Genomic DNA, 20,716 nt, shown 5'->3' on the forward strand with positions numbered 1-20,716 from the left:
CGCCTTTGTACCAGCCATCGTTGATCCGGCGCGCTCTTTGCGCACCTGCTCGACCCAGCGACGCAAAGCCGTAGGGCCGATATCCAAACTGGCGCAAATTTCGGGAACAGGCAGGTTTTGATCAAGCACCATACTGACGGCGTTGAGTTTGAACTCGCTGGAATAGGACTTTCGCATCATCTGCACACCTCAGGTTTGGGCGCCATCATAGCGCCCTATTGATGTGTCCAAATTCATTAGGCCAGTTCAAGCCCGCTCCCACATTTGGATCTCCACAAATCTTATCGACCGCCGCTGCGCTCGGCATTACGGATCGAAACCTGCGTATTCAGCGTCCAGAAGTCATACAGCACGCCGATCAGGAATAACCCACCGGTCAGCAAGTAAACGATCCCGCTGATCCATTTGCCCTGATACATGCGGTGCAACCCGAAAACACCCAGGAACGCCAACAGAATCCAGGCCACGTTGTATTCAATCGGCCCGGCCGTAAATCGCAGGTCCGCTTCCCGGTCCATCGCCGGGATCAGGAACAAGTCGATCAGCCAGCCAATCCCGAACAAACCAAAGGTGAAAAACCAGATCGTCCCGGTCACCGGCTTGCCGTAATAAAAGCGGTGAGCACCGGTAAAACCGAAAATCCAGAGCAGGTAACCGATCACCTTGCTGTGGGTGTCTTGTTGCGAAACATCCTGTCGATAGGTGTTCATGGAGTACCTCTTTCGCCTCGATAGATAAATTTTTTCATTTTCTTTGTGACTTTTTTACGGGCGCCCGACGCACGGCAAATGGTATCTTCCTTCCCGCAAAGCCTTATGCCACCTGACCTGAGTCGGACAATAGCGACAATTCGTCGCGTTTTTCCTGAATTTGACCCCAGGGTTCAGTCGACAAACGGCCTTAGAACGACACAAAAAGCTGTTATAAAGTTGCGCGCAAACCTAAAAGAGCCACGCCTAATGCGACCATTTTTCAAGACATGGCTAACCATTTGCCTATTAATGCCACTGGCCGCCCACGCCACCAATCGTGAGCAACGACTTCCAAACGTTAACGGTTTCACCCCTAAAGTTCACGCCACCACCAGCTCCGCCAAATCGGTAAAGCTGACCGTGAAGCGCCCGACTCAACTGAGCAAGGCCAACGGTAAGGCAGTTCCAGGGTTGATGGCCGTCAACACCAAGCAAAGCAGCAACGTCCTCAGCCGCGCCGTCAACGTGCTCGGTACTCCTTATCGTTGGGGCGGCAGCAGCCCAAGTAAAGGGTTCGACTGCAGCGGTTTGGTGAAATATGCGTTTAACGACGTAAAAGCCGTGGATTTGCCGCGCACTTCCAACGCCATGGCCGCCGGCCACGGGCAAAAGGTTGAGCGCAAGGATTTGAAACCGGGCGACCTGCTATTCTTCAAACTGAAGAGCCGCCAGGTGAACCACGTTGCCATTTACCTGGGCAACGACCGCTTTATCCACGCACCGCGTCGTGGCAAGTCCGTGAGCATCGATACCCTGAAGAAGCCGTTCTGGGACAAGAACTACGTGATTGCCAAGCGTGTCCTGCCTAAAGAGCAGAACAATCTGCGGATTGTGCAGCGCTGATATCAGGCTGATGTGGGAGCGGGCTTGTGTGGGAGCGGGCTTGCTCGCGAATGCGGAGTGTCAGTCGATACATGCTTGACTGATACACCGCATTCGCGAGCAAGCCCGCTCCCACATTAGTTTTTCATCGCCCACGCGATCTTAAATATCCCCTGGCACCCTCGCCTTCTCCCGCGCATGCTCCCGGCTGATCAGCCCCTGGCTGACCAACGCCTTCAAACTCATGTCCAGCGTCGTCATCCCCAACGCCCCACCCGTCTGGATCGCCGAATACATCTGCGCCACCTTGTCCTCGCGGATCAAGTTACGAATTGCCGGCGTGCCGAGCATGATTTCGTGAGCCGCCACCCTCCCGCCTCCGACTTTCTTCACCAGCACCTGGGACACCACCGCCTGCAATGACTCCGAGAGCATCGAGCGGACCATGGCCTTTTCCCCCGCAGGAAACACATCCACCACTCGATCCACGGTTTTAGCCGCCGACGTGGTGTGCAATGTGCCGAACACCAGATGCCCGGTTTCCGCCGCCGTCAGTGCGAGCCGAATGGTTTCCAGGTCCCGCAACTCGCCCACCAGGATCACATCCGGGTCCTCCCGCAATGCCGAACGCAGGGCGGCCGAGAAACTGTGGGTGTCGCGATGCACCTGCCGCTGGTTGATCAGGGCGTTTTTCGGTTGATGGATGAACTCGATCGGGTCTTCAAGGGTGAGGATGTGCTGGCGGCGATGGGTGTTGAGGTAATCGATCATCGCCGCCAGGGTCGTGGACTTGCCGGAACCGGTCGGCCCGGTGACCAGTACCAACCCTCGGGGGAGGTCTGCGATGCGCCGGAATACCTCGCCCAACCCCAGGCTTTCAAGGCTCTGCACCGCCGAGGGGATGGTGCGAAACACCGCGCCCATGCCCCGATGCTGCTGGAACACATTTACCCGAAACCGCGCCACCTCGGGCAACTCGAAGGCAAAATCCGTTTCAAGAGATGTTTCGAAATCCTTTTGCTGATGATTGTTCAGCAAAGGGCTGAGTAACTCCGCCACTTGCGTAGGGAGCAGCACCGGCCAATCGAGGGGCCAGACCTCGCCATCAACTCGCAGCATCGGCGCCAACCCGGCCGACAAATGCAGGTCCGAGGCCCCCAGGCGCACGCCGGCAGCCAGCAGTTCAGTGATATCCATAGGGCTTTCCATTTCCAGTAGAATGCCGCGGACTCCATATCCACGGGCGCAACTTGAATGTCGACCATAGCAGACAACATCAGCCTGGTTTCCGAGCGGATCCGAGCCGCGGCCCAAGCCTCGCAGCGCGACGCGGACAGCGTGCACCTGCTGGCCGTGAGCAAGACCAAACCCGCACAAGCCATACGCGAGGCCTATGCCGCCGGGATGCGTGAGTTTGGCGAGAACTATCTGCAGGAAGCCCTGGGCAAACAGGCCGAATTAACCGACCTGCCCTTGAGTTGGCACTTCATCGGCCCCATTCAATCGAACAAGACTCGTGCGATCGCCGAGAACTTCGCTTGGGTGCATTCCGTGGACCGCCTGAAAATCGCACAACGCCTGTCCGAGCAACGCCCGGCTGACCTGCCGCCGCTGAATATCTGCATTCAGGTCAACGTCAGTGGCGAAGCCAGCAAGTCCGGCTGTACACCCGCCGACCTGCCCGCCCTGGCCGAAGCCATCAGCGCCCTGCCGCGCCTTAAGCTGCGCGGGTTGATGGCGATCCCCGAGCCAACCGACGACCGCGCAGAACAGGACGCAGCCTTCGCGACAGTACGCGACCTGCAAGCGAGCCTGAACCTGGGTCTCGACACACTTTCCATGGGCATGAGCCACGACCTTGAGTCGGCCATTGCCCAAGGGGCCACCTGGGTGCGGATCGGTACCGCGCTGTTTGGTGCCCGCGACTACGGCCAGCCGTGAAATGGCTGACTTCCATCTGAGTAAGGACCTGTCATGAGCAACACGCGTATTGCCTTTATCGGCGCCGGTAACATGGCGGCCAGCCTGATCGGCGGCCTGCGGGCCAAGGGCCTGGAAGCACAGCAGATTCGCGCCAGCGACCCGGGCGCCGATACTCGCTCCCGCGTCAGCGCCGAGCACGGCATCGACACCTTCGCCGACAACGCAGAAGCGATTGAAGGCGTTGACGTGGTGGTGCTGGCGGTCAAGCCACAAGCCATGAAAGCCGTGTGCGAAAGCCTGCGCCCAAGCCTCAAACCCCATCAACTGGTGGTGTCCATCGCCGCCGGCATCACTTGCGCCAGCATGACCCACTGGCTCGGCGCCCAGCCAATTGTACGTTGCATGCCCAACACCCCGGCGCTGCTGCGCAAGGGCGTGAGCGGCTTGTACGCCACGTCCGAAGTCACTGCCCAACAGCGTGATCAGGCACAAGAGCTGCTGTCCGCCGTGGGTATTGCCGTGTGGCTGGAACACGAGCAGCAACTGGACGCCGTCACCGCCGTGTCCGGCAGCGGCCCGGCGTATTTCTTCCTGCTGATCGAGGCCATGACCGCCGCTGGCGTGAAACTCGGCCTGCCACAGGAAGTCGCCGAGCAATTGGCCGAGCAAACCGCACTGGGCGCCGCGCAGATGGCCGTGACCAGTGATGTCGACGCCGCCGAACTGCGCCGTCGCGTGACCTCGCCGGGCGGAACTACCCAAGCGGCAATCGAATCGTTCCAGGCCGGGGGCTTTGAAGCCCTGGTGGAAAAAGCACTGGGTGCCGCAGCACATCGTTCGGCTGAAATGGCCGAGCAGCTGGGCAAATAGTCGTCCCCCACATAGGAATTAAACATGCTCGGAATCAATGACGCTGCCATTTTCATCATCCAGACCCTGGGCAGCCTGTACCTGCTGATCGTGCTGATGCGTTTTATCCTGCAACTGGTGCGGGCGAACTTCTACAACCCGCTGTGCCAGTTCGTGGTGAAGGCCACGCAGCCGCTGCTCAAGCCACTGCGCCGGGTGATCCCGAGCATGTTCGGCCTGGACATGTCCTCGCTGGTGTTGGCGCTGCTGCTGCAGATCCTGCTGTTCGCGGTCATCCTGCTGCTCAACGGCTACCAGGCCACCACGCTGCTGTTGCTGCCGTGGGCCTTGATCGGGATTTTCTCGCTGTTTTTGAAGATCATTTTCTGGTCGATGATCATCAGCGTGATCCTCTCGTGGGTCGCTCCCGGCAGCCGCAGCCCTGGCGCAGAGCTGGTGGGGCAGATCACTGAACCGGTGCTGGCGCCGTTCCGCCGCCTGATACCGAACCTGGGTGGCCTGGATATCTCGCCGATCTTCGCGTTTATCGCGATTCAACTGCTGCAAAGCTGGGTGATTCCGCGCCTGGCTTTCTACGCATTCATGCCCAAAGAACTGTTCGGTCTGATCTGACAACAATGTGGCGAGGGAGCTTGCTCCCGCTGGGCTGCGCAGCAGCCCCAAAAARGCCGACCGCGTTGCATCTGCAAAATCGCGGCAGCCGGACTGGGACCGCTTCGCGCTCCAGCGGGAGCAAGCTCCCTCGCCACAAAAAGCCTTAAAAACACCAGCAGCAGGCCTTTGCTTGCCGCTGGGTGCAGCGGTCTTTAGACTTACGCCTCATTTAAACGAGAGCAGGGTCGATGCCAGCTGCCTTCCCCCCCGATTCTGTTGGACTGGTCGTGCCCCAAGTGGCGCACTTCAGCGAACCTCTGGCCCTGGCCTGCGGCCGTTCGCTGCCCGCCTACGACCTGATCTATGAAACCTACGGCCAACTGAACGCCACGGGCAGCAATGCCGTGCTGATCTGCCACGCCCTGTCCGGCCATCACCACGCTGCGGGTTACCACAGCATGGACGAGCGCAAGCCCGGCTGGTGGGACAGCTGCATCGGCCCCGGCAAACCGATCGACACCAACACGTTCTTCGTAGTCAGCCTGAACAACCTCGGCGGCTGCAACGGTTCCACTGGCCCCAGCAGCCTCAACCCGGAAACCGGCAAGCCGTTTGGCGCCGATTTCCCGGTATTGACCGTGGAAGACTGGGTGCACAGCCAGGCGCGCCTGGCCGACGTACTGGGCATCGCCCAATGGGCCGCGGTAATCGGCGGCAGCCTGGGCGGCATGCAGGCCCTGCAATGGACCATCACCTACCCGGACCGCGTGCGCCACTGCCTGGCCATCGCTTCGGCCCCCAAGCTGTCGGCGCAGAACATCGCCTTCAACGAAGTGGCGCGCCAGGCGATCCTCACCGACCCGGAGTTCCACGGCGGTTCGTTCCAGGAAGCCGGCGTGATCCCCAAGCGCGGGCTGATGCTCGCGCGCATGGTCGGGCACATCACTTACCTGTCGGATGACTCCATGGGCGAGAAATTCGGCCGTGGTCTCAAGAGCGAGAAGCTCAACTACGACTTCCACAGCGTCGAGTTCCAGGTCGAGAGCTATCTGCGTTATCAGGGTGAGGAGTTCTCCGGGCGTTTCGACGCCAACACCTACCTGCTGATGACCAAGGCCCTGGACTACTTCGACCCGGCGGCGAACTTCGACGATGACCTGGCGCGGACCTTCGAGGCGGCCACCGCCAAGTTCTGCGTGATGTCGTTCACCACCGACTGGCGCTTCTCCCCGGCCCGCTCGCGGGAATTGGTGGATGCGCTCATGGCCGCGAAGAAAGACGTCTGCTACCTGGAGATCGACGCACCGCAAGGCCACGATGCCTTCCTGATCCCGATCCCGCGTTACTTGCAGGCCTTTAGCAACTACATGAACCGAATTGCGCTTATATGAATTGCTTACGCTTTGGGAGAACGCCATGAGAGCCGACCTGGAAATCATCCAAGACTGGATCCCCGCCGGCAGCCGCGTGCTCGACCTCGGTTGCGGCGATGGCGAACTGCTGAGCTGGCTGCGCGACAACAAGCAAGTCACCGGCTACGGCCTGGAAAACGACCCGGACAACATCGCCCAGTGCGTGGCCAAGGGCATCAACGTGATCGAGCAGGACCTGGACAAGGGCCTCGGCAACTTTGCCAGCAACAGCTTCGACATCGTGGTCATGACCCAGGCGCTGCAAGCCGTGCACTACCCGGACCGGATCCTCGACGAAATGTTGCGCGTCGGCCGCCAGTGCATCATCACCTTCCCCAATTTCGGCCACTGGCGCTGCCGCTGGTACCTGGCCACCAAGGGCCGCATGCCGGTGTCGGATTTCCTGCCCTACACCTGGTACAACACGCCCAACATCCACTTCTGCACCTTCGAAGACTTCGAAGCCCTGTGCAGCGAGCGCGAAGCCAAAGTCATCAACCGTCTTGCCGTCGATCAACAGCACCGTCACGGCTGGGCGAGTAAGCTATGGCCCAACCTGCTGGGTGAGATCGGGATCTACCGGGTCAGCAGCCCGGGCCTGACGGACCACCAGATTGCCGTCTAACCATTTTCAAGGAGGACGAACATGAGTCGTTTGGCTACTTTTTTACTCACCGCGTGCCTGAGCGTCAGCGCTATGGCGGCGGATGTTATCGACGGTAATCGCCAGAAAGAATTCGGCGATATCACGGTGCACTACAACACCCTGACCACCAGTTTCCTGACACCGGAAATGGCCCAGGAAGCCGGGATCGTACGCAGCAAAGAGCTGGGCATGATCAATGTATTCGTGAACAAGGGCGTCGAATCGATAGACGCCACCGTCACCGGCACGATCAAAGACCTGGGCGGCAAGAGCGAGATGCTGACGTTCAAGAAAATCACCCAGAAAGGTTCTACGCTTTACGTCGCCCAGTACCCGGTGCCGCAGCAGGAAACCAAGATTTTCACCATCAACGTTGAAACCGGTGGCAAAGCCCACGGTTTCAGTTTCAACCAGGAACTGTTTCCGGCCGAATGATGAACCTCACACAACTCGTACTCGCCAGCCATAACGCCGGCAAGCTCAAAGAACTCCAGGCCATGCTCGGCGACTCGGTGCAATTGCGCTCGATTGGCGAGTTCAGCCAGGTAGAGCCGGAAGAGACCGGCCTGTCGTTCGTCGAGAATGCCATCCTCAAGGCCCGCAATGCCGCGCGCATTTCCGGCCTGCCGGCACTGGCCGATGATTCGGGCTTGGCCGTGGATTTCCTCGGTGGTGCCCCGGGCATCTACTCGGCGCGTTATGCCGACGGCAAAGGCGACGCGGCCAACAACGCCAAGCTGCTCGACGCCCTCAAGGACGTGCCCGACGCGATGCGCGGCGCACAGTTCGTCTGCGTACTGGCCCTGGTGCGTCACGCCGATGATCCATTGCCGATCCTCTGTGAAGGCCTTTGGCACGGGCGCATCCTGCACGCGGCCAGCGGCGAGCACGGCTTTGGCTACGACCCGCTGTTCTGGGTACCGGAACGCAATGTCTCCAGCGCCGAACTGAGCCCAGCCGACAAGAACCAGATCAGCCACCGCGCCCGCGCAATGGATTTGCTGCGCCAGCGTCTGGGCCTGAAATGACTCAGAACACCTCTGCGCAGCCGCTGATCCTCGGTGGCGCGCAAACACCTCGGGCGGCCTTGCCTCACCTGCCGCCCCTGGCGCTGTACATCCACATCCCGTGGTGCGTGCGCAAATGCCCTTACTGCGACTTCAACTCCCACACCGCCAGCAAGGTGCTGCCGGAAGAAGAGTACGTCGACGCATTGCTGGCCGACCTCGATCAGGACCTGCATGCGGTGTATGGCCGCGAGCTGAGTTCGATCTTTTTCGGCGGCGGCACCCCGAGCCTGTTCAGCGCCGCTGCGCTGGGCCGGTTGCTCAAGGGCGTAGAAGCGCGCATCCCGTTTGCCAGCGACATCGAGATCACCCTGGAAGCCAACCCCGGCACCTTCGAGCAAGAGAAGTTCGTGGCGTACCGCAAGCTGGGGATCAATCGGCTGTCGATTGGTATCCAGAGTTTCCAGCAGGAAAAACTCGAAGCCCTGGGCCGCATCCACAACGGTGACGAAGCGGTACGTGCCGCCGGCATGGCGCGCCAGGCCGGGTTCGACAACTTCAACCTGGACTTGATGCACGGCTTGCCCGATCAGTCCCTGGACGACGCCCTGAGCGACCTGCGCCAGGCCATTGCCCTCAAGCCCACGCATCTGTCCTGGTATCAACTGACCCTGGAACCCAACACCGTATTCTGGAACCAGCCGCCCGTGCTGCCGGAAGACGACACCCTGTGGGACATTCAGGAAGCCGGCCAGGCGTTGCTCGCCGAACACGGTTACGCCCAGTACGAAGTATCGGCCTACGCCCAACCGGGCCGGCCGGCGCGGCATAACCTGAACTACTGGAGCTTTGGCGACTTTATCGGCATCGGTGCCGGTGCCCACGGCAAGCTCAGCCATCCGGACGGGCGCATCGTGCGCACCTGGAAAACCCGGGCGCCGAAGGACTACCTCAACCCGGCGAAAAACTACCAGGCCGGCGCGAAAGAACTGACCAACGAAGAGTTACCGTTCGAGTTCCTGATGAACGCCCTGCGCCTCACCGACGGCGTCGAAGCCAGGCTTTACGCCGAGCGCACCGGCCTTGAGCTGGCGAGCCTCGATGAAGCCCGCACGGATGCAGAACAAAGTGGCTTAATGCAGGTCGAACCGTCACGCCTGGCGGCCACCGACCGCGGGCAACTCTTTCTCAATGACCTGCTGCAGAAGTTTTTGAGCTGATTGCTCTTAAGGAAATCGAATGGATCTGGTACTCGACCTGCTCGCCACCGTATCCCGCTGGAGCCGTAGCAACCTGTCGGAAATCTCCCTGGCGTTGGTAGGCTGCCTGCTGGTGCTGTTTGGCGCCGACATCAAGGGCTGGGTCGAAGCACGACTGGGCAGCATCGCGGGCGCGCTGCGCGTGCCGCTGATGGCACTGGTGTGCATGATCGGCAGCGGCGCGGCACTGATCTACGCCACACCGTGGATTGTTCGGGGCTTAAGCCAGTTCAACAACTACAGCCTGGCACCGGTGTTGTTGGTGGTGCTGGTGTTGATTGGGGTGGTGGCGGATCGCCGCTGACCCAAGGAACGACACAAGCCACTGTAGGAGCGAGCTTGCTCGCGAAGAACGTCAACGATAACGCAGCGCTATCAGGTAGCACGCGTCGCCTGTTGTTTTTTCGCGAGCAAGCTCGCTCCTACAGTGAGTTGCATTTCAAGGTTGTGGCGAGTTACGCCAGCTTCTCGAACTTCAAATCCCAAACCCCATGCCCGAGTCGCTCGCCGCGACGTTCAAACTTGGTGATCGGCCGTTCGGCCGGGCGCGGGACGCATTTGCCGTCTTCCGCCAGGTTGCGGTAGCCAGGGGCGACGTTCATCACTTCCAGCATGTATTCGGCATACGGTTCCCAGTCGGTGGCCATGTGCAGGATGCCGCCCACTTTCAGCTTGCTGCGCACCAGTTCCGCGAAGGAAGCCTGGACGATACGGCGCTTGTGGTGACGGCTCTTGTGCCATGGGTCCGGGAAGAACAGCATCAGGCGGTCAAGACTGTTGTCGGCGATGCAGCGGTTGAGCACTTCGATCGCGTCGCAGTCGTAGACCCGCAGGTTGGTCAGGCCCTGAGTCAGCACGCCGTTCAGCAGCGCGCCAACACCCGGACGGTGTACTTCAACCCCGATAAAATCCTGCTCCGGCGAAGCCGCAGCCATTTCCAGCAGGGAATGGCCCATGCCGAAGCCGATTTCCAGGGAACGTGGCGCCGAGCGGCCGAACACCTGGTCGTAATCCACCGGTGCGTCTACCAGCGGCAGGACGAACAGCGGCGTGCCCTGCTCCAGGCCTTTTTGCTGGCCTTCGGTCATGCGACCGGCGCGCATCACAAAACTCTTGATGCGGCGGTGCTTGGACTCGTCGCCTTCTTCCAGGGTGTTCGGCGTTTCGTTTGATTCAGTCATCAATGGCTCTTACTTGATCAGACCATCCAGCGGCGAGGAGGCGCTGGCGTAAAGTTTTTTCGGCATGCGCCCGGCGAGGTACGCCAGGCGGCCGGCGACGATCGCGTGTTGCATGGCTTCAGCCATCATGATCGGTTGCTGCGCATGGGCGATGGCCGAGTTCATCAGCACCGCATCGCAACCCAGTTCCATGGCGATGGTGGCGTCGGAGGCAGTACCCACGCCCGCATCCACCAGCACCGGGATCTTGGCTTCTTCAAGGATGATCTGCAGGTTGTACGGATTGCAGATGCCCAGGCCGGAACCGATCAGACCAGCCAGCGGCATCACGGCGATGCAGCCGATTTCGGCCAGTTGGCGGGCGATGATCGGGTCATCGCTGGTGTAGACCATCACGTCGAAGCCTTCCTTGACAAGGGTTTCGGCGGCCTTGAGGGTTTCGATCACGTTGGGGAACAGGGTTTTCTGGTCGGCCAGCACTTCCAGCTTCACCAGGTTGTGGCCGTCGAGCAACTCACGGGCCAGGCGGCAGGTGCGCACGGCTTCGATGGCGTCGTAGCAACCGGCGGTGTTCGGCAAGAAGGTGTAGCGATCCGGCGACAGCACTTCGAGCAGGTTCGGCTCGCCCTCGATCTGGCCGAGGTTGGTGCGGCGCACGGCGAAAGTAACGATCTCGGCACCCGAGGCTTCGATGGCCAGGCGGGTTTCTTCCATGTCGCGGTACTTGCCGGTACCGACCAGCAAACGGGACTGGTAGGTACGACCGGCCAGGACAAAAGGCTTGTCGCTACGAACGATGCTCATGGGAAATCCTCGAGTTGGGGTGAGGTTCTGCAGAATGCGGTTTGGCGCTCTTGAGCGCCGGGCGGCTAGCCGCCGCCGATGGCGTGGACCACTTCGACCTGGTCACCTTCGGTGAGCGCGGTCTCGGCGTGCTGGCTACGCGGGACGATATCCTGGTTGAGCTCCACTGCGACGCGACGCCCGGTCAAATCCAGACGGGTCAGCAGGGCCGAAACGGTTTCACCGTCGGGCAGTTCAAAGGGTTCGCCGTTCAACTGAATGCGCATGCCACGGGCCGCCATCGTTTTTAGGGGCCAGCATTCTAGCGTGATCGGCGCTGATGACCCAAGCCCTCCGGTCAGCAACCTATGACAGGCTTCAAGCGGCTTGAAGGCGCCAGGCCGCGAGTCCCAGGAAAAACCAGCCCAGCAGGAACGCAAGGCCACCGAACGGGGTGATGATGCCGAGCTTGCTGATGCCGGTCATGGTCAGCACATACAGGCTGCCGGAGAACAGCAGAATGCCCACGGCAAAGGACACGCCCGCCCACGTCACCAGTCGACCGGGAATGTGCACCGCCAGCAATGCCACGCCGAACAGCGCCAGGGTGTGCACCAGTTGGTAGGTCACGCCGGTGTGGAAAATCGCCAGGTATTCGGCGCTCAGGCGGTTTTTCAGGCCGTGGGCGGCAAACGCGCCCAAGGCAACGCCGGTGAAACCGAAAAAGGCAGCCAGCATCAGAAAGCCACGCAACATGAGGAACTCCAGTCAGACTCAGTGGACAGGGTCTGTATAATGGCCCGCTCAACGGGTTCGGCCAAGCCATCTCTATGCTGCATCTTCTCTTCAAGCGTGTTCTCAAAGCCCTCAAGTGGTTTGCCATCGGCAGTGTGCTGCTGGTGCTGCTGTTCCGTTTCGTGCCGCCTCCGGGCACCGCGTTGATGGTTGAGCGCAAGGTCGAGTCCTGGGTCGACGGCGAGCCGATTGACGTACAGCGCACGTGGGTGCCGTGGGATCAGATCTCCGACGAGCTTAAAGTGGCGGTGATGGCGGGTGAAGACCAGCGCTTCCCGCAGCATTGGGGCTTTGATTTTGGCGCGATCCAGGCGGCATTGCTGCATAACGAGCGCGGCGGTTCGATTCGTGGCGCCAGTACGTTGAGCCAGCAGGTGTCGAAGAACCTGTTTTTGTGGACCGGCCGCAGCTATTTCCGCAAGGGCCTGGAAGCCTGGTTTACCGGGCTGATCGAGATTTTATGGCCCAAGCAGCGGATTCTTGAGGTGTACCTCAACAGCGTGGAGTGGGATGAAGGCGTGTTCGGCGCAGAAGCGGCGGCGCGGCATCATTTTGGGGTGAGTGCCAAGGCGCTGACCCGCCAGCAGGCCAGCTATCTGGCTGCGGTGCTGCCTAACCCGCGGGTGTGGAGTGCCAGTCATCCAACGTCATATGTGGCGCGACGGGCTGCCTGGATTCGGCAGCAGATGAGCCAGTTGGGTGGCGACAGCTATTTGAATGAGCTTAACAACTCGCGCAAGGCACCTTGGGCTGACTGACACCCCATAAAACAAAAGTGGGAGCGGGCTTGCTCGCGAAGGCGGTGTGCCAGTCAATATCTTAGGTGACTGATCCACCGCCTTCGCGAGCAAGCCCGCTCCCACATTTCGATCGCGCTGTCCTGGCTGCCTGTGTCAGGCGGCGATCGACAGTTTCAGCTTGTTCATCGCACTCTTCTCGAGCTGACGAATCCGCTCAGCCGACACGTTGTACTTCTGCGCCAGGTCGTGCAGCGTGGCTTTTTCTTCTGCCAGCCAGCGCTGGTAGAGGATGTCACGGCTGCGGTCGTCCAGCACTTCCAGTGCTTCATGCAGGTTGTGATTGGAGTTGTCGCTCCAGTCAGCATCTTCCAGTTGACGCGCCGGGTCGTACCGGTGGTCTTCCAGGTAGTTGGCCGGCGATTGGAAGGCGCTGTCGTCGTCCGCTTCGGCGGCCGGGTCGAAGGCCATGTCATGGCCGGTCAGGCGACTTTCCATCTCGCGCACTTCACGTGGCTCAACGCCGAGGCTTTCGGCCACGCGATGCACTTCTTCGTTGTTCAGCCACGCCAGGCGTTTCTTCTGGCTGCGCAGGTTGAAGAACAGTTTGCGCTGGGCCTTGGTGGTCGCGACTTTCACGATGCGCCAGTTGCGCAGGATGAATTCGTGAATTTCCGCCTTGATCCAGTGCACAGCAAACGACACCAGGCGCACACCCATTTCCGGGTTGAAGCGCTTTACAGCTTTCATCAGGCCAACGTTGCCTTCCTGAATCAGGTCAGCCTGGGCCAAGCCGTAGCCGGAATAACTACGGGCGATATGTACGACAAAACGCAGGTGGGCGAGCACCATCTGCCGAGCCGCCCCCAAATCCTGCTCATAGTAGAGACTCTCGGCCAGTTCACGCTCCTGCTCGGGCGTCAGCAATGGAATGCTGTTGACCGTGTGCACATAGGCCTCCAGGTTCGCACCCGGGACCAGAGCATAAGCAGGTTGCAAAGAAGTGGTCATACGAAAAAACCTCCGACTCACATAACTCGTGCAGTTCAGCACTGCGAAAATTGACCGGGAACCGTAGGACAAGTTCCCTAAACCACTGATACGGTCAATACAAACGAAACCACATTACCCTGACATTAACTACTTCGGTGCCAGCTCACGTAAATGCCGTGCGACCGCAATCCACGCACCGATATACCCCAAGAGCACTGCCCCAAGCAACAATGACAGACCGTCGGCTGCCGGCACGCCGGCCAAGGCAAAATCACTGCCGTACAGGCCGGCAAGCCCCACCACCGCGTCGTTCAGCCAATCAAGGCCAAAAGCCAGTACACCCCAGGACAAAATCCCGGCACCAAAGCCATAAAGCGCGCCCATGTAAAGAAAAGGCCGACGCACATAGCTGTCCGTGCCGCCGACAAGTTTAATCACTTCTATCTCGGTGCGGCGGTTTTCAATATGAAGACGAATGGTATTGCCTATCACCAAAAGTAATGCAGAAACCAGCAACACCGTCAGGCCGAACACAAACCGGTCGCCCAGCTTGAGAATTGCCGCCAACCGCTCTACCCAGACTAGATCAAGTTGTGCCTGCTGAACCTTCGGCATCTCTGCGAGTTTTTGTCGCAGGGCTTCCAGGGTCGTCTTGTCCACTTCGTTCGGCGTTACCAGCACCACGCCTGGCAGCGGGTTCTGCGGCAACTCCTTGAGCGCCTCACCCAGGCCGGACTGTTGCTGGAACTCTTCCAGGGCTTGGTCGCGGCTGATGTATTCAGCCTCGGCCACACCTGGAAGCTCTTTGATCTCGTCGCGCAGGGACTCGCCGTCTTTGGCGCTGGCGTCCAGGTTCAGGTACAGGGAAATCTGCGCCGCCCGCTGCCACGAGCCGCCAAGGCGCTCGACATTATTGAGCAGCAGCGACAACCCCATCGGCAGGCTCAAGGCCACGGCCATCACCAGGCAGGTAAAGAAGCTGCCGATCGGCTGTTTGCCCAGGCGGCGCAGGCTGTCTACCAGGCTGGCACGGTGACTTTCGATCCAGGCATGCACCAGGGTGCCGAAGTCCGGGCCATCGTCTTCGTCGCGTTTTTTCTTCTGAGGCTGCGGGTCGGCCGCTTTTGGCGCGACGCGCTCGGAAACCTTAGGGCTGCGTGTAGCACTCATACCCCAGCCTCCCCGTCGCCAATCAGGCGGCCGCGCTGCAGGGTCAACATGCGGTGACGCATGCGGGCGATCAACGCCAGGTCGTGACTGGCGATCAGCACGCTGGTGCCCAGGCGGTTGATGTCTTCGAACACGCCCATGATTTCTGCAGCCAGGCGCGGGTCGAGGTTACCGGTAGGTTCGTCCGCCAGCAGCAAGGCCGGGCGATGGACGATGGCGCGGGCGATGCCGACGCGCTGTTGCTGGCCGGTGGACAGGTCGCCCGGATACAGGTCGGTCTTGTCGGAGAGCGCGACGCGCTCCAGTGCCGAATCCACGCGCTTGATGATTTCGGCCTTGGACAGCCCGAGAATCTGCAATGGCAAGGCGATGTTGTTGAACACCGTGCGGTCGAACAGCAACTGGTGATTCTGGAACACCACGCCGATCTGCCGGCGCAGGAATGGAATCTGTGCGTTGCTGATGGTGGCCAGGTCCTGGCCCGCCAGCAGCAGTTTGCCGGTGGTTGGGCGCTCCATGGCCAGCAGCAGGCGCAGCAAGGTACTTTTACCGGCACCCGAATGGCCGGTCACAAACAAGAATTCGCCGCGACGCACCCGGAAACTCAGCTCATGCAAGCCGACATGCCCGTTGGCGTAGCGTTTACCGACCTGTTCGAAACGAATCATGAACGCTCCCGCTCGGCAAACAGTGCCTGTACAAAGGGTTCGGCTTCAAAAGTGCGCAGGTCGTCGATGCCTTCACCGACGCCGATATAACGAATCGGCAACCCGAACTGCTTGGCCAGGGCGAAGATCACGCCGCCTTTGGCCGTGCCGTCGAGCTTAGTCAATGCCAGGCCGGTCAGTTGGACCGTCTGGTGGAATTGTTTGGCCTGGCTGATAGCGTTCTGACCAGTACCGGCGTCCAGCACCAGCAACACCTCGTGGGGCGCGTCGGCGTCGAGCTTGCCGATCACGCGGCGAACTTTCTTCAACTCTTCCATCAGGTTGTCTTTGGTATGCAGGCGACCGGCGGTATCGGCGATCAGCACGTCAATGTTGCGGGCCTTGGCAGCCTGCACCGCATCGAAGATCACTGAAGCCGAATCGGCGCCGGTGTGCTGGGCGATGACCGGGATCTTGTTGCGCTCGCCCCAGACCTGCAGTTGCTCCACGGCAGCAGCACGGAAGGTGTCACCGGCGGCCAGCATGACTTTCTTGCCTTCCAGTTGCAGCTTCTTGGCCAGCTTGCCGATGGTGGTGGTCTTGCCGGCGCCGTTGACGCCGACCACCAGGATCACAAACGGCTTGTTCTGCGTATTGATCACCAGCGGTGCTTCCACCGGCTTGAGCATGGCCGCCAGCTCGGCCTGCAGCGACTTGTAAAGTGCATCGGCGTCGGTCAACTGCTTGCGCGCGACCTTCTGGGTCAGGCTCTGGATGATCACGGCGGTGGCTTCAACGCCCACGTCGGCAGTCAGCAGGCGGGTTTCGATGTCTTCCAGCAGCTCGTCATCGATGGTCTTTTTGCCGAGGAACAGGCTGGCCATGCCTTCGCCGATACTGGCGCTGGTCTTGCTCAGGCCTTGCTTGAGGCGGGCAAAGAAGCCGGTCTTGCTGGTTTCGGTGGGAGCGGCAGGTGCTTCGACTTCGATGACAGCAGGAGCGGCAACCACCACAGGAGCCGGTACTGGCTCGACCACCACCGGCGCCGCTGGCGCCTCGACTATGACCTGCGGCGGCTCGACAACCACAGGAATCGGCGGTGCAACATGCTCGGCCTGCACGTCCTCGACCAGCGCCACCGGCTCTTCAGCCACCGGCAACTCCGGCCATGGCGTGTGCTCGGGTTCAGGCTCGGGCTCAGGCTCTACCTCGGCTACCGGCTGCAACACCGGCTCAGCCATCGGCAACACCACCGGGGCCGGGATTTCGGCAACCGGTTCGGCTTCTACTGGGGATTCAGGGATCGGTTCTGCTTGAACCTGCGGCTGTTCGACGACGGTTTCCTGCGGCTTTTTGCGCAGCCATCCGAACAGGCCTTTTTTCTCGCCAGCCGCAGCTGGGGTCTTCTTGTCGTCGTTGGAACCAAACATGGAGACGGCTATCTCAAGGTAGCGACGCGCCAAGGGGCGCGTCGGTAAATAAAATTCGATGCGTAACAGACTGTTTTTTAGCCAGCTCGTTCATGCGCAACATTTTGTAAGGCCTAAATAGGGCCTCAACAAGACAGCCGTAGTGGCCGTCCCTAGGTCGGATCAGTATCCTAGCACCTCCTCGCCCGCCGACGCTAAGACCAAGCGGGCAGCTCAACAGGTTTAAAAACGAATGAATGCTCTAGCCCGCCGCGCCGCAGGCCTGCTGCTCAGCACAGTTTGTCTGCCCCTTTCAGCTTTGGCTGCCGACCCACAACCCACCCACGAATTCACCCTGGACAACGGCCTCAAGGTCATCGTGCGCGAAGACCATCGCGCGCCGGTGGTGGTTTCCCAGGTCTGGTACAAGGTTGGCTCCAGCTATGAAACCCCGGGCCAGACCGGTTTGTCCCACGCCCTGGAACACATGATGTTCAAGGGCAGCGCCAAGGTTGGCCCCGGCGAAGCCTCGCTGATCCTGCGTGACCTGGGCGCCGAAGAAAACGCCTTCACCAGTGACGACTACACCGCTTACTACCAAGTGCTGGCCCGTGACCGCCTGGGCGTTGCCTTCGAGCTGGAAGCCGACCGCATGGCCAGCCTGCGCCTGCCGGCCGACGAGTTCAGCCGCGAAATCGAGGTGATCAAGGAAGAGCGCCGAATGCGCACCGACGACAACCCGATGTCCAAGGCCTACGAGCGCTTCAAGGCCATGGCCTACCCCGCCAGCGGCTACCACACGCCGACCATCGGCTGGATGGCCGACCTGGACCGCATGAAGGTTGAAGAGCTGCGCCACTGGTACCAATCCTGGTACGTGCCGAACAACGCCACCCTGGTGGTGGTGGGCGACGTGACCCCGGATGAAGTCAAGACCCTGGCCCAACGCTACTTCGGCCCGATCCCCAAGCGCGACGTGCCACCGGCGAAAATCCCGCTGGAACTGGCCGAGCCCGGCGAACGCCTGCTGACAATGCACGTACAGACCAAACTGCCGAGCGTGATCCTTGGTTTCAACGTGCCCAGCCTCGCCACCGCTGAAGACAAGCGTTCGGTCAACGCCTTGCGCCTGATCTCGGCCCTGCTGGACGGCGGCTACAGCGCGCGCATCTCGACGCAACTGGAGCGCGGCGAAGAACTGGTGTCCGGCGGTTCGTCGAGTTACGACGCCTACACCCGCGGCGACAGCCTGTTCACCCTGACCGCTACCCCGAATCTGCAGAAGAAAAAGACCGTGGCCCAGGCTGAAGCCGGCCTGTGGCGCCTGCTGGATGAGCTGAAGGCCAAGCCACCGAGCGCAGAGGAACTGGAGCGCATCCGCGCCCAGGTCATCGCCGGTGTGGTTTACCAGCGCGATTCGATCACCAGCCAGGCCACCGCCATCGGCTCCCTGGAGACGGTGGGCCTGTCCTGGAAGCTCATGGACACTGAGCTTGCCGAACTGCAAAGCGTAACCGCCGAAGACATCCAGAAAGCTGCACGCACCTATTTCACCCGCAAACGTCTCAGCGTCGCCCATGTTTTGCCTGAGGAGACCGCTCATGAGTGAACGTAAAAACAACCGTCTGGTGCTGCCCGGTTTGATCGTGGTCACTTTGGCGGCCGCGTGCGCGGTGTATTTCCTGCGCCCGAGCGAATCCGTCGCCAGCCAGGCGCTGGAGCAGGCCAAGTCCGCCAACAAGCTGCAATCCCTGGCCGAGCTGGACGACAAGGCGCCGACCAACCGCAAGCTCGACGTGCAAACCTGGACCACCGCCGAAGGCGCCAAGGTGCTGTTCGTCGAAGCCCATGAACTGCCGATGTTCGACATGCGCATCCTGTTCGCCGCCGGCAGCAGCCAGGACGGCGACACACCGGGCCTGGCGCTGTTGACCAACGCGATGCTCAACGAAGGCGTGCCGGGCAAGGACGTCAGCCAGATTGCCGCCGGTTTCGACGGCTTGGGTGCCGATTTCAGCAATGGCGCCTACCGCGACATGGCGCTGGTTTCCCTGCGCAGCCTGAGCGCCAGCGACAAGCGTGATGCCGCCCTTTCGCTGTTTGACGACGTGATCGGCAAGCCGACCTTCCCCGCCGACTCCCTGGCGCGGATCAAAAACCAGCTGCTGGCCGGCTTTGAATACCAGAAGCAGAACCCCGGCAAACTGGCGAGCATCGAGCTGTTCAAGCAACTCTATGGCGACCACCCCTACGCCCACCCGAGCGAAGGCAACGCCGAGAGCGTGCCGAAGGTGACCCTCGCGCAGTTGAAGGACTTCCACGCCAAAGCCTACGCCGCTGGCAACGCGGTGATTTCTGTAGTCGGCGATCTGACCCGCGCCGAAGCCGAAGCCATGACCGCCAAGGTCTCCGCTTCACTGCCCAAAGGCCCGGCGCTGGCGAAGATCGCCCAACCGGTCGAACCGAAGGCGGGCACCACGCATATCGAGTTCCCGTCCAAGCAGACAACCCTGCTGCTGGCGCAACTGGGCATCGACCGTGCCGACCCGGACTACGCCGCGCTGTCCCTGGGCAACCAGATCCTCGGCGGCGGTGGCTTCGGCACCCGCTTGATGAGCGAAGTCCGCGAGAAACGTGGCCTGACCTACGGCGTATACTCCGGCTTCTCACCGATGCAGGTGCGCGGCCCGTTCATGATCAACCTGCAAACCCGCGCCGAAATGAGCGCCGGCACGCTGCGATTGGTGCAGGACGTACTCGCCGACTACCTCAAGACCGGCCCGACACAGAAAGAACTCGACGACGCCAAGCGCGAACTGGCCGGCAGCTTCCCGCTGTCCACCGCGAGCAACGCCGATATCGTCGGGCAGCTGGGCGCCATGGGTTTCTACAACTTGCCGCTGAGCTACCTGGAAGATTTCATGAAACAATCCCAGGCGCTGACCGTTGACCAGGTCAAAGCTGCTTTGAACAAACATTTGAGTGCCGACAAGCTGGTCATCGTGACCGCCGGCCCAACGATTGCGCAAAAGCCACTACCGCCCCCCACAGATAAACCCGCCGAGCAGCCGCTCGGGGTTCCGGAGCATTAATGGCCCGTCCATCACGTCCCAAAAAACCTGTCCACAACGTTCACAACGGTGTGGGCCAACTGCGCATCATCGGTGGAGAATGGGGCAGCCGTAAGCTGAGCTTCCCTGACGTCGTGGGCCTGCGCCCGACGCCCGACCGCGTGCGTGAAACCCTGTTCAACTGGCTCGCGCCGTATATCGCCGGGGCCAAGGTGCTGGACCCGTTCGCGGGCAGCGGCGCGTTGTTCCTTGAAAGCCTGTCCCGTGGCGCTGCCTTGGGCCAGGCGCTGGATGCCAGCAACGTGGCGGTTGCCAGCCTCAAGGAACACCTGGGCACCCTGCGTTGCACCACGGGGCAAGTGCAGACGGCTGATGCGCTGCGCTACCTGGAAACCCAGGAAGCCCGTGAGTTTGACGTGGTGTTTCTGGATCCGCCGTTCAACCAGAACCTGCTGCCGACCGTTTGCGCGTTGCTGGAAGAGCGTCAGTGGTTGGCACCGGATGCCTGGATCTACACTGAAAGCGAAACCGCACCGTCCACACTCGGCCTGCCAGGCACCTGGCGCCTGCACCGCGAGCAGAAATCCGGGCGGGTGTATTACGCGTTGTGGCAGCGCACGACACAACACTAACCCTGTGGCGAGG

The 20,716-nt window shown here is 61.0% G+C and carries 25 protein-coding genes; 14 read left to right on the forward strand and 11 right to left on the reverse strand.

Features of this window, described 5'->3' with window-relative positions:
- Together AU074_RS00005 and AU074_RS00010 are read right to left on the reverse strand one after the other, a co-directional pair.
- Window positions 1–180: transposase (locus tag AU074_RS00005; RefSeq protein WP_256576769.1), on the reverse strand; the 180-nt coding region annotated here is incomplete at its 3' end.
- 101 nt (window positions 181–281) lie between these two features.
- Entirely contained in the window at window positions 282–710 is a 429-nt protein-coding gene (locus tag AU074_RS00010; protein ID WP_076012988.1) for a TM2 domain-containing protein, read from the reverse strand.
- A 249-nt stretch (window positions 711–959) separates the two neighbouring features.
- Between AU074_RS00010 and AU074_RS00015 the strand changes: the two genes are divergently transcribed.
- Window positions 960–1,595, forward strand: a complete 636-nt coding sequence (locus tag AU074_RS00015; RefSeq protein WP_076012989.1) for a C40 family peptidase — start codon at window positions 960–962, stop codon at window positions 1,593–1,595.
- Window positions 1,596–1,736: 141 nt separating this feature from the next.
- Here AU074_RS00015 and AU074_RS00020 read toward each other — a convergent pair whose 3' ends face one another.
- The gene (locus AU074_RS00020; protein WP_076012990.1) at window positions 1,737–2,771 is read right to left on the reverse strand and encodes a type IV pilus twitching motility protein PilT; all 1,035 of its coding nucleotides are present in this window, start codon (window positions 2,769–2,771) and stop codon (window positions 1,737–1,739) included.
- A 57-nt stretch (window positions 2,772–2,828) separates the two neighbouring features.
- Here AU074_RS00020 and AU074_RS00025 point away from each other — a divergent pair, with 57 nt between their 5' ends.
- The 9 genes from AU074_RS00025 to AU074_RS00065 all read left to right on the forward strand — a co-directional run bounded on the left by AU074_RS00025 (window position 2,829) and on the right by AU074_RS00065 (window position 9,589).
- Entirely contained in the window at window positions 2,829–3,515 is a 687-nt protein-coding gene (locus AU074_RS00025) for a YggS family pyridoxal phosphate-dependent enzyme (RefSeq protein WP_076012991.1), read from the forward strand.
- Window positions 3,516–3,548: 33 nt separating this feature from the next.
- Window positions 3,549–4,367 carry a pyrroline-5-carboxylate reductase gene (proC, locus tag AU074_RS00030; protein WP_076012992.1) on the forward strand — a complete coding sequence of 273 codons (819 nt, stop codon included), beginning with the start codon at window positions 3,549–3,551 and terminating at the stop codon, window positions 4,365–4,367.
- Window positions 4,368–4,391: 24 nt separating this feature from the next.
- A complete protein-coding gene (locus AU074_RS00035) occupies window positions 4,392–4,979 on the forward strand; it encodes a YggT family protein (RefSeq protein WP_017476523.1) in 588 nt (195 codons plus the stop codon).
- Between the two features lie 230 nt (window positions 4,980–5,209).
- The gene (locus AU074_RS00040; protein ID WP_076012993.1) at window positions 5,210–6,352 is read left to right on the forward strand and encodes a homoserine O-acetyltransferase; all 1,143 of its coding nucleotides are present in this window, start codon (window positions 5,210–5,212) and stop codon (window positions 6,350–6,352) included.
- Between the two features lie 25 nt (window positions 6,353–6,377).
- Complete coding sequence (gene metW / locus AU074_RS00045) at window positions 6,378–6,998, forward strand: methionine biosynthesis protein MetW (protein WP_076012994.1); 621 nt, start codon at window positions 6,378–6,380, stop codon at window positions 6,996–6,998.
- A gap of 21 nt (window positions 6,999–7,019) precedes the next feature.
- Window positions 7,020–7,454 carry a DUF4426 domain-containing protein gene (locus AU074_RS00050; RefSeq protein ID WP_076012995.1) on the forward strand — a complete coding sequence of 145 codons (435 nt, stop codon included), beginning with the start codon at window positions 7,020–7,022 and terminating at the stop codon, window positions 7,452–7,454.
- A complete protein-coding gene (gene rdgB / locus AU074_RS00055) occupies window positions 7,451–8,047 on the forward strand; it encodes an RdgB/HAM1 family non-canonical purine NTP pyrophosphatase (RefSeq protein WP_008434161.1) in 597 nt (198 codons plus the stop codon). Before AU074_RS00050 ends, rdgB begins: the two co-directional genes overlap by 4 nt.
- A complete protein-coding gene (gene hemW / locus AU074_RS00060) occupies window positions 8,044–9,246 on the forward strand; it encodes a radical SAM family heme chaperone HemW (RefSeq protein WP_076012996.1) in 1,203 nt (400 codons plus the stop codon). Before rdgB ends, hemW begins: the two co-directional genes overlap by 4 nt.
- A 19-nt stretch (window positions 9,247–9,265) precedes the next feature.
- Window positions 9,266–9,589 (forward strand): DUF3392 domain-containing protein, encoded by a 324-nt coding sequence (locus tag AU074_RS00065; RefSeq protein WP_003213776.1) that lies wholly within the window; start codon window positions 9,266–9,268, stop codon window positions 9,587–9,589.
- Between the two features lie 151 nt (window positions 9,590–9,740).
- Here the strand turns inward: AU074_RS00065 and trmB are convergent, their stop codons facing one another.
- From trmB to AU074_RS00085, 4 genes are all read right to left on the reverse strand, one after another.
- On the reverse strand, window positions 9,741–10,466 hold the full coding sequence (gene trmB, locus AU074_RS00070) for a tRNA (guanosine(46)-N7)-methyltransferase TrmB (RefSeq protein WP_063026504.1): 726 nt from the start codon (window positions 10,464–10,466) through the stop codon (window positions 9,741–9,743).
- Between the two features lie 9 nt (window positions 10,467–10,475).
- On the reverse strand, window positions 10,476–11,270 hold the full coding sequence (locus AU074_RS00075; protein WP_003234615.1) for a thiazole synthase: 795 nt from the start codon (window positions 11,268–11,270) through the stop codon (window positions 10,476–10,478).
- Window positions 11,271–11,335: 65 nt separating this feature from the next.
- Window positions 11,336–11,536, reverse strand: coding sequence for a sulfur carrier protein ThiS (gene thiS / locus AU074_RS00080; RefSeq protein WP_173860300.1), 201 nt, complete (start codon window positions 11,534–11,536; stop codon window positions 11,336–11,338).
- A gap of 91 nt (window positions 11,537–11,627) precedes the next feature.
- Complete coding sequence (locus AU074_RS00085) at window positions 11,628–12,005, reverse strand: DUF423 domain-containing protein (RefSeq protein WP_076012998.1); 378 nt, start codon at window positions 12,003–12,005, stop codon at window positions 11,628–11,630.
- Between the two features lie 74 nt (window positions 12,006–12,079).
- On the opposite strand from AU074_RS00085, the gene mtgA reads away from it, so the two are divergent.
- Window positions 12,080–12,802, forward strand: coding sequence for a monofunctional biosynthetic peptidoglycan transglycosylase (mtgA, locus tag AU074_RS00090; protein ID WP_076012999.1), 723 nt, complete (start codon window positions 12,080–12,082; stop codon window positions 12,800–12,802).
- A 135-nt stretch (window positions 12,803–12,937) separates the two neighbouring features.
- On the opposite strand, the gene rpoH is transcribed toward mtgA, so the two are convergent.
- The 4 genes from rpoH to ftsY all read right to left on the reverse strand — a co-directional run bounded on the left by rpoH (window position 12,938) and on the right by ftsY (window position 17,021).
- Window positions 12,938–13,792, reverse strand: coding sequence for an RNA polymerase sigma factor RpoH (gene rpoH / locus AU074_RS00095; RefSeq protein WP_003176698.1), 855 nt, complete (start codon window positions 13,790–13,792; stop codon window positions 12,938–12,940).
- Window positions 13,793–13,921: 129 nt separating this feature from the next.
- Window positions 13,922–14,944: a permease-like cell division protein FtsX gene (gene ftsX, locus AU074_RS00100; RefSeq protein WP_076013000.1), complete on the reverse strand. Its 1,023-nt coding sequence runs from the start codon at window positions 14,942–14,944 to the stop codon at window positions 13,922–13,924.
- Window positions 14,941–15,612 carry a cell division ATP-binding protein FtsE gene (ftsE, locus tag AU074_RS00105; protein WP_017476533.1) on the reverse strand — a complete coding sequence of 224 codons (672 nt, stop codon included), beginning with the start codon at window positions 15,610–15,612 and terminating at the stop codon, window positions 14,941–14,943. Before ftsE ends, ftsX begins: the two co-directional genes overlap by 4 nt.
- The gene (ftsY, locus tag AU074_RS00110) at window positions 15,609–17,021 is read right to left on the reverse strand and encodes a signal recognition particle-docking protein FtsY (RefSeq protein ID WP_076013001.1); all 1,413 of its coding nucleotides are present in this window, start codon (window positions 17,019–17,021) and stop codon (window positions 15,609–15,611) included. Before ftsY ends, ftsE begins: the two co-directional genes overlap by 4 nt.
- Window positions 17,022–17,253: 232 nt before the next feature.
- On the opposite strand from ftsY, the gene AU074_RS00115 reads away from it, so the two are divergent.
- From AU074_RS00115 to rsmD, 3 genes are read left to right on the forward strand one after another with little or no spacing between them, the layout of a single operon-like run.
- Window positions 17,254–18,609: a pitrilysin family protein gene (locus AU074_RS00115; RefSeq protein ID WP_076013002.1), complete on the forward strand. Its 1,356-nt coding sequence runs from the start codon at window positions 17,254–17,256 to the stop codon at window positions 18,607–18,609.
- Window positions 18,602–20,092, forward strand: a complete 1,491-nt coding sequence (locus AU074_RS00120) for a pitrilysin family protein (protein WP_076013003.1) — start codon at window positions 18,602–18,604, stop codon at window positions 20,090–20,092. The genes AU074_RS00115 and AU074_RS00120 overlap by 8 nt, the downstream gene beginning before the upstream one ends.
- Complete coding sequence (rsmD, locus tag AU074_RS00125; RefSeq protein ID WP_076013004.1) at window positions 20,092–20,703, forward strand: 16S rRNA (guanine(966)-N(2))-methyltransferase RsmD; 612 nt, start codon at window positions 20,092–20,094, stop codon at window positions 20,701–20,703. The genes AU074_RS00120 and rsmD overlap by 1 nt, the downstream gene beginning before the upstream one ends.
- The last annotated feature ends 13 nt before the right edge of the window (window positions 20,704–20,716 follow it).

The sequence above is a fragment of the Pseudomonas sp. ATCC PTA-122608 genome (assembly GCF_001952855.1).
Classification (GTDB): Bacteria; Pseudomonadota; Gammaproteobacteria; order Pseudomonadales; family Pseudomonadaceae; genus Aquipseudomonas.